Here is a 6,747-nt window from a genome sequence, read left to right as displayed (position 1 = left end):
AGCTGCTCCCAGAGGCTATCGGTTAATGCTTGTCTGGCCATCTTTTTTATATGCCTCTTATTTTATAAAGTGTACGCCTTATTTTAGAAGATATATGCGTGCTTTCCAATTAGGGACACTCCCTAGTGTTCCATTTTTCTATAATGAAATATTTTCATCGTTATTTTAGTTAACTGTAAATTTGTTTTATTAGTAATTTATATGATTAAAATAATCACTCAACGTCAGTTAAACTAAAGCAAATTTATATCTTTGAAATATTCAAGTATATAATATACACATTTACATCCTATTAAATGTATATATTATATACTTAACTAGTGACCAGAATTAATATTTACGCCGCTATAAAATGTCTTATAATGCGCTAAACGTCATGACGTTAAATTCCTTACACCCCTCTATTTATAAGATATAGTAGGTTGTTATACATTAAGGTTGTTTGAGGAAATGTAGTGGTTCTGGCCTCCGAAGCCGAGGGTCGTGGGTTCGATTCCCGCCGAGCGCACCACTATTAGTATTTTACCCTTCTCCTGCATTATCCACCATCTCTATCATACTGTAACAGCCGTGCTTTGCTTTCTTAACTACTGCTCATAGCCGTGCGCTATCATTTATAAAATGTTATACATAAAGTTGTTAAATCAATTCAATTTATATAACCTTATTCTGCTTCTTCTAGATTGGCAGCCAACTGCGCGCGACTAGGCACACGGTGATAATTAATCACCGGCACGTCACCTAAACGGCGTTGACTGGCAGCAAGTTTTTTATCAATCGTAATCATGGCGATTTTTTTATTTTGCCGACTGACAAGTAAATGATTTGCCTTCCGCGTGACTCGATAATCAGGAAAATACTGCTTAATCAACGCTGATGTCTTTTGTAGCGCATCATTTATAGGTGTATTTTTACTTTTTAACTTTCTATCGCTCTTACTAGCGGTTTTAGGCGCGCGCGATTTTGCAAAAAACCATAATCCAACGCCGACTGCTATCAATATGACAAGCCACCAAGTTCCGTCTATCATAAGAAGGGATATCCATTATTGACAAGGGTTAGCTCATGTTAGCAGAATTATCACCAGCGTTAATAGCAGAAGTACAACGTGCCGCCAAATTATTGGCATCGAAACAGCGTATTTGTATTTTGACAGGTGCAGGAATTTCAGCAGAAAGTGGTATTCCCACTTTTCGAGATAAGCAAACGGGCTTATGGGAAAACTATGTGGCAGAAGACTTAGCCACACCAGATGCGTTCGCTCGCGACCCAAAGCTGGTGTGGTCGTGGTATCAGTGGCGCAGGCAATTGGTAGCCGATAAAGCACCGAATCCTGCACATGATGCCTTAGCGCAGTGGCAGTACCATGCTCAATCCTCCAATCAGCAATTGACGCTCATTACCCAAAACGTCGATGACTTGCATGAACAGGCTGGTAGTACAGTGATTCATCTACATGGCAACCTATGGAGCAATCGTTGTAGTCAATGTGAGACACCTTATCAAGGCCAACCAAGCCAAGGCCAATCAAGAGGTTCGTATAATAGCGAAGATAGTATTAACTTTGATGAGGGGCTAATTAGCTGCTCTCATTGTGGCGGCTATGTTAGACCAGATATTGTTTGGTTCGGGGAATCATTACCTGTGCAAGCATGGCAGACAGCAGAAGAGTCAGCGGCTAATTGTGAAGTGTTTATCTGTATCGGCACATCCAGCCTCGTTTATCCGGCTGCTGGATTAGCACAATTAGCAAAGCAAAATGGCGCCAAAATTATCGAGATAAACCCCGATCCGACACCGAATAGCATTATTGACATTACTTTAGCTGAAAAAGCGGGAATGGTAATGCCATTATTAATCCAAAAAATCACTGCGCTATAGTCGATTTATCCTAAAAACAATAGCAGGTAACAAAAGAAAAGGCTTAGCAATTTATATCAACTGCTAAGCCTTTACGATTAAAGATTTATTCAATCAGTGCTTCAGTGCTTCAGTGCTTCAGTGCTTCAGTGCTTATTGCAAAGCAAGATCAACTTTCGCTAAGTATTCTTCTTTTAACTCGTCATCTATGAATGCAGATCTAAAAGAGTTCTTAACCAAAGTGATAATATCGTCCTCTGTTAGCGAGAGATTTTCGTATAAATTGATAAAATTCTGATTGATATAGCCTTTAAAATAAGCTGGATCATCTGAATTGACACTAACATTTAAGCCATAATCCAATAACTCTTTGATATTATGTTCTTTATAATTCTCAAATACCTTTAACTCAATATTTGAGTTTGGGCAAACGGTCAGCGGCATTTGCTCATCTTTTAAGCGTTGCATCAGCACCGCGCTTTTTATCGATTGCACGCCGTGATCGATTCTACTGATAGCTAATAAGTCTAATGCTTCATAAATATACGAAAAATCCGCCTCTTCGCCAGCATGCGCCACTAACTTAAAGCCCGCTTCTTTTGCCTTTTTAAACACTTCTTTAAATTTAGAAGGAGGATTACCCAATTCTGAAGAATCAAGACCAACACCGATAATGTCGTCTTTGAACTTCAACGCTTCTTCTAGTGTCTCAAACGCCTCATCTTGTGATAAATGTCGTAAAAAACACATAATAATGCACGAAGTAATACCATATTTTACTTTGGCATCAGCTAGCGCTGCTTTGATACCGTTTATCACCGTTTCAAAAGCAATTCCCCTTGCCGTATGGGTTTGCGGATCAAAAAATATCTCAGTATGAATGACATTGTCTTCGACGCATTTCAGAATATATGCCCATGTCAAATCATAAAAATCATCTTGAGTGATAAGGACATTTGCGCCCGCATAATAGATATCCAAAAAGGTCTGCAGATTGGTAAAGTTATAAGCATTGCGTACATCTTCTATATCTTTATAGGGAATCTCTATATTATTTTTTTTTGCCAATCTAAACATCAGCTCAGGCTCTAGTGAGCCTTCAATATGTAAATGTAGCTCCGCTTTTGGCAGTTTCTTAATCAACTCAATCATAATATTCCAGTAGTCATTTTTTATTGGCTCTCTATCGAGAAATACATTTTAAATGCTATACATAGTCGATTCTGTTTAAAAACCATAGAGTGCTACTGCTATGAATTTTTCGTAGCCTCTGTCACGCTTGCGAACAGCAAGTAAGAAAAGTTTATGGCAGTAGCACGTTCAGACGGATGACTCTTTTTTATTGAGACCTAACTATATGTATTTTTAAAACATGGGGATATCAGTTGATCTCTATTTCAAAAAAACCACTGTATCAGACAGCTCATTACCTGCTGGATCATGCTCGAGATGATAGTACTGACGCAGCACTTGTCCAACTTCATCTAGCAATTCAGCCAAACTCTCTTCTGTTTTTTTATTAGCAATGCCGGATACGGCCTTTTCGCACATCGCCTGCCAAACGGTAGGGCTAACATGAGTACTGATACCGCGATCAGCGACGATTTCTAACTGATGCTCGCAAATGTTAACGTAGATCAGAACGCCGGTATTTTCTTCGGTGTCCCATACTCGATATTCGCTAAACAAATTAATCGCACGGTCACGACAGTCAATATGGTACGCATCTTGGATAGGCAAGTGATTTTCTATAATTAAAAAAACCTCTCCCCGATGTCCAAGCTCAGCACGAGTGACTTGTTCTGTTAGCCGAGCCTTAGCCGCTGGCGTCAGCCATTTGCTATTTAGCATAGGGACAAATAGTACTTGACGCCACCAACGAGCAAAACTTGTCTGTGACGAGTTGCTTTTTACCATTATATTATTTCCTCAAGTACGCCATTACTGGCCGTCATCTAGTCTTTGAACCTACTAAGCATTTACCAAGTACTACCATGAGCCGCCAGCGCCGCCGCCGCCGAAACCACCGCCGCCACCGCCAAAGCCACCGCCGCCGAAACCGCCCCCACCGCTACTGCCACCGAGACCTGGTAAGAATACCATTCCGCCTCCACCGCCGCCGCGTCCTCCGCGACCACCGCCGCCGCGACGAGAAATTAAGAACAACCATAAGAATATGGCCATAATGATGGTCATAAAGAAACCACCACCTAATGCTAGCGAGCCAGCGAAAAAGCCACCTGCAGTAAGAATAGAGCCAAATACACGCCCAAAGATGCTAGTGATAAAACTACCAAATATCATCGCCATTATAAATAGGAAAATAGGGGATGGCAGCTCATCCGAGCCTTGTTGTGCAGTACGTTCAGCCGCTTGTGCATCCGCGCGAGCCAATACCTCAGGATCAGCAGTTAAACGAGATTGAAGCGCGCTGACGCCTGCCAATATGCCGGCACCATAGTCATTTTGCTTAAATAAAGGCGTAATATCCTCTCGAATAATACGATTGACCGCCGCATCTGGTAGCACGCCTTCTAGTCCGTAACCCGTTACAATATACATATCACGGTCATTGACAGCGACAACCATCAACAAGCCATCATCGATGTCTTTATTGCCAAGCTGCCACTTTTCAGCAACTTGTAAAGCGTAATCAAAGATAGGCACACCATTGGTAGTAGGCACAATGACGACCGCCGCTTGTGCTAAACCTTGCTGGTAAATCGACCGTAGCTGCGCCTCTAAACGTTGTTTTTCTTGTGGATTTAAGATGTTGGCTTGATCAACGACAGGATTATTTAAGATAAGTTTATCGGCATCGACACTAGCAGCGGTTGACTGCATAGGTGGCTTTGTTGGGGCTTGCGTCGCTGTTGTACCATCAGTATTAGCGGCATTAGGGTTGAGAGCTTCATTACCAAGTATGGCGTTATTAATCGCTTCGTTACCTAAAACAGCATCATTGATGGCTTCGTTGGACTCGCCAGCTTTTGCTATAGCCACTAAGTCTTCAACACTCCGATTTTGCGTGCTCGAGGTGCTATCGGTAGCGATAGCAGTATCATTAGGCGCTGCATGCAACACAGACGCACTACTGAGACTTAGTGTGAATAATAATACTGATAGGAGTGTTTTTGAATTATTCATCTAATCTATACCACCTAGTATTCACTTAAAATTATAATGCAGTTTTTTTACCTATTTAGTCGTTTGATGTTTACGCATATCCATAGCCAGCGAATCAATACCAGTCGATAAACCAGTTATGTAATGTGCATTACGAAAATGAGGCGTGATATCTTCTTTAATTATTCTAGCAACACGCTCATCTGTAAGACTACTTTCAACATCAAGACCAGTTAAAATATAAATATTTTTATCATTAAGAGCAACGAGTATTAGCAATCCATTATTGTTTTCAGGGCTACCTAGTTTCCATTCTTTTGCCACTGCCATAGCATAATCAAAAATCGGCATATTATCTGTAGTAGCTACAATGGCTACTCCGATTTGAAGTAAGCCTTCATCATAAATATCCAGAAGCTTTTTATTTAGAAACTCGATCTCAGCATCGCTCAACGTTGATGTGAAATCATTAACAGGGCTATCGAGCTTTTCTACCAACATTTCTGGCGCGATATAATCTGACTCAGATCTGTCTTTAACTAAAGGTAAGACATTTTCAGACTCTGCTAAATTCAAAGCCTGACTATTTGCATCCTCACTACTTTGAGTAGAATCATTGACACCACTACAACCACTCAAGGATAAGTGGGTCATGAAAAAAGTGATGAGGACAAGGCTCTGCCCAAACTTAAACCACTTATTATGTAATTTCATCATAACCCACTTAATTTCAATATATTATTCTAGCTTTATTCCAAATAACTACTTAGCTGTCGCTGCATCGTCATTACCAAAATCAACACTTGGCGCAGTCGATATCTCTTTTTCATTGGCCACGCTAAAGTTTGGCTTAGCACTCATACCAAATACTTTGGCAGTAATGTTGGTTGGGAATTGACGTACAGTCGTATTATAGCCTTGGACTTCTTGGATATAGCGGTTACGAGCAACGGCGATACGGTTTTCAGTCCCTTCTAGCTGCGCTTGCAAGTCTTGGAACAACGCATCTGATTTTAACTCAGGATAACGCTCAGAGACTGCCATTAGACGTGATAGCGCGCCAGTCATCTGTTCTTGAGCGGCAGCAAAACGCTCCATCGCTTCAGGGTCGTTGAGTACCTCAGGCGTCACTGTAATACTACCGGCACGTGAGCGCGCTTCAGCTACTTGAGTAAAAACATCTTGCTCTTGCTTGGCATACTGCTGTACTACTTTTACCAAGTTTGGCACTAAATCCGAACGACGTTGATATTGGTTGACCACTTCTGACCACGAAGCGGTAACTTGCTCATCTTGAGCCTGAAGGTTGTTATAACCACAACCGGTCAAACCAACGGTAGAAGTGGCTAATACTACTGATAGCAACATGGGTTTTACAATGGATTTACGTGTCATTGTTGACTCTCCTAATAATAATGATAAATAACCAATACCTAATAAATGTTTTTTAACTGCTTTTTTGAATACTGTCTCTTTATATCAACTTATATCTCATAGCCTACAATATATTGTGCTAATAATGGCGGTATAAATCTACTTTTACAATTCATCGTTACCAAAACACAACCGCAAGCCATTGCCTATATCATATGCTCTCGCACGGTTTTAGCTACTTATTCTTGCATAAGTGAACTTTCACTCTTTGTTCAATCTTCAGAAAAATGATATAAAAATGATATAAATGGTGCATTTTATGCCCCTTTATAACAAGTTAAATGCTACTCAACACAGATATATAAACGCATCTTAAAAGAAATTTCT

Annotated in this window: 7 protein-coding genes; 1 reads left to right on the top strand and 6 read right to left on the bottom strand. The window is 40.6% G+C overall.

Annotated features, from left to right (window positions below; genetic code table 11):
* Positions 1 to 664: 664 nt before the first annotated feature.
* A complete protein-coding gene (locus tag WAZ74_RS06315) occupies positions 665 to 1,030 on the bottom strand; it encodes a hypothetical protein (protein ID WP_422306952.1) in 366 nt (121 codons plus the stop codon).
* Positions 1,031 to 1,065: 35 nt separating this feature from the next.
* Between WAZ74_RS06315 and WAZ74_RS06310 the strand changes: the two genes are divergently transcribed.
* On the top strand, positions 1,066 to 1,881 hold the full coding sequence (locus tag WAZ74_RS06310; RefSeq protein WP_422306950.1) for an NAD-dependent deacylase: 816 nt from the start codon (positions 1,066 to 1,068) through the stop codon (positions 1,879 to 1,881).
* Positions 1,882 to 2,013: 132 nt separating this feature from the next.
* Here WAZ74_RS06310 and WAZ74_RS06305 read toward each other — a convergent pair whose 3' ends face one another.
* The 5 genes from WAZ74_RS06305 to WAZ74_RS06285 all read right to left on the bottom strand — a co-directional run bounded on the left by WAZ74_RS06305 (position 2,014) and on the right by WAZ74_RS06285 (position 6,381).
* Entirely contained in the window at positions 2,014 to 3,012 is a 999-nt protein-coding gene (locus tag WAZ74_RS06305; RefSeq protein WP_422306948.1) for an adenosine deaminase, read from the bottom strand.
* Positions 3,013 to 3,252: 240 nt separating this feature from the next.
* Entirely contained in the window at positions 3,253 to 3,777 is a 525-nt protein-coding gene (locus WAZ74_RS06300) for a TPM domain-containing protein (RefSeq protein ID WP_422306946.1), read from the bottom strand.
* 72 nt (positions 3,778 to 3,849) lie between these two features.
* A complete protein-coding gene (locus tag WAZ74_RS06295; protein WP_422306943.1) occupies positions 3,850 to 5,007 on the bottom strand; it encodes a TPM domain-containing protein in 1,158 nt (385 codons plus the stop codon).
* Positions 5,008 to 5,058: 51 nt separating this feature from the next.
* Positions 5,059 to 5,703, bottom strand: coding sequence for a TPM domain-containing protein (locus WAZ74_RS06290; RefSeq protein ID WP_422306941.1), 645 nt, complete (start codon positions 5,701 to 5,703; stop codon positions 5,059 to 5,061).
* 45 nt (positions 5,704 to 5,748) lie between these two features.
* Positions 5,749 to 6,381 carry a LemA family protein gene (locus tag WAZ74_RS06285; RefSeq protein WP_422306939.1) on the bottom strand — a complete coding sequence of 211 codons (633 nt, stop codon included), beginning with the start codon at positions 6,379 to 6,381 and terminating at the stop codon, positions 5,749 to 5,751.
* Between the last annotated feature and the right edge of the window lie 366 nt (positions 6,382 to 6,747).

The sequence above is a fragment of the Psychrobacter sp. genome, from assembly GCF_049295055.1.
Taxonomy (GTDB): domain Bacteria; phylum Pseudomonadota; class Gammaproteobacteria; order Pseudomonadales; family Moraxellaceae; genus Psychrobacter.
Note: the sequence above shows the minus strand (reverse complement) of the source record. Positions and strands in the feature narration are given on the sequence as shown.